Source organism: Streptomyces phytophilus, assembly GCF_013870535.1.
GTDB lineage: Bacteria > Actinomycetota > Actinomycetes > Streptomycetales > Streptomycetaceae > Streptomyces > Streptomyces phytophilus.
Genome location: NZ_JACBXC010001259.1, coordinates 1 through 1722, shown reverse-complemented (window position 1 = coordinate 1722; position 1722 = coordinate 1). Strand labels below are relative to the sequence as shown.

The 1722-nt window shown below is 74.3% G+C and carries 1 protein-coding gene; it reads left to right on the top strand.

What is annotated here, in order from left to right:
- A partial coding sequence (locus tag H5J30_RS31385; protein ID WP_181790943.1) for a type I polyketide synthase occupies nt 1-1722 on the top strand: 1722 nt, incomplete at both ends.

The window sequence follows — 1722 nt, the reverse complement described above, 5'->3', positions numbered from 1 at the left end:
CGCACGACGAGCCGGTGGCGGTGGTGGCGATGGGATGCCGGCTGCCGGGCGGGGTGGCCACGCCGGAGGAGCTGTGGCGGCTGGTCGCCGAGGGCGGCGAGGTCCTCTCCGGCTTCCCCGAGAACCGCGGCTGGGACCTGGACGGCCTCTTCGACGACGACCCGGACCACCCCGGCACGTCGTACGCGCGCCACGGCGGCTTCCTGCACGACTCGGGCGACTTCGACGCGGAGTTCTTCGGCATCTCGCCGCGCGAGGCGCTGGCGATGGACCCGCAGCAGCGGCTGGTGCTGGAGACGTCGTGGGAGACCTTCGAACGTGCGGGCATCGACCCGACGTCGCTCCAGGGCGCGGCGATAGGCGTCTTCACCGGCGTCATGCACCACGACTACGCGAGCGGTGTGGGCCGCCTGCCGGAGGGAACCGAGGGCTACCTCGGCATCGGCACGGCGGGCAGCGTCGCCTCGGGGCGGGTGTCGTACACGCTGGGCCTTGAGGGTCCGGCGATGACGGTGGACACGGCGTGTTCGTCGTCGCTGGTGGCGGTGCATCTGGCGGTGCAGGCGCTGCGGAGCGGCGAGTGCACGATGGCGCTGGCGGGCGGTGTGGCGGTGATGGCCACGCCGGACACGTTCGTGGAGTTCTCCCGGCAGCGCGGGCTGGCACCGGACGGCCGGATCAAGGCGTTCGGCGACGGCGCGGACGGCACGGCCTGGTCCGAGGGCGTGGGGCTGCTGCTGCTCGAACCGCTCTCGCGCGCCCGCGAACTGGGACACCCGGTGCTGGCGCTGGTGCGCGGCTCCGCGGTCAACCAGGACGGCGCGTCCAACGGCCTCACCGCGCCCAACGGCCCCTCGCAGCAACGCGTGATCCGCGCCGCGCTCGCGAACGCCGGGCTGGCGGCGGCGGACGTGGACGCGGTGGAGGCGCACGGCACCGGCACGACGCTGGGCGACCCCATCGAGGCGCAGGCACTGCTCGCCACGTACGGGCAGCACCGGCCCGGCGAGGATCGGCCGCTGTGGCTGGGGTCGCTGAAGTCGAACATCGGCCACGCCCAGGCCGCCGCCGGAGTGGCGGGGATCATCAAGATGATCCAGGCGATGGCGCACGAGCGGCTGCCGAAAACCCTGCACGCCGACGAGCCGACGACGAAGGTGGACTGGAGCGAGGGCGCGGTCGAGCTGCTCACCGAGTCGCGGCCATGGGCCCGGGGTGGCCGGGCGCGCCGGGCGGGGGTGTCCTCCTTCGGCGTGAGCGGCACCAACGCGCACGTCATCCTCGAAGAGGCACCGGCCGAGGAGGGCGAGCGGACCGCCGCGGCACCCGCGAACGAGCCGACCGCGCGCGTACTGCCCTGGCTGGTCTCGGCGCAGTCGGCGTCGGCGTTGCTGGCGCAGGCCGACCGGCTGGCCACTCATCTGGGGGCCCTGCCGGAGCAGTCGGCGCGGGAGGTGCCGTACGCGCTGGCGCACACCCGCGCGCTGCTGGAGCACCGTGCGGTGATCGTCGCCGAGGACGCGAAGCAGGCCCAAGCCGGACTGCGCACCCTGGCCGAGGGAGCGGAGCACCCGTCTGTGGTCACCGGGACGGCTGGCGATCACGGGGCGGACGGCGGGGGGAAGTTGGCGGTGTTGTTCTCCGGCCAGGGCGCGCAACGCCCCGGCATGGGCCGCCAGCTCTACCAGACGTACCCCGTCTTCGCCGCCGCGCTGGACGACG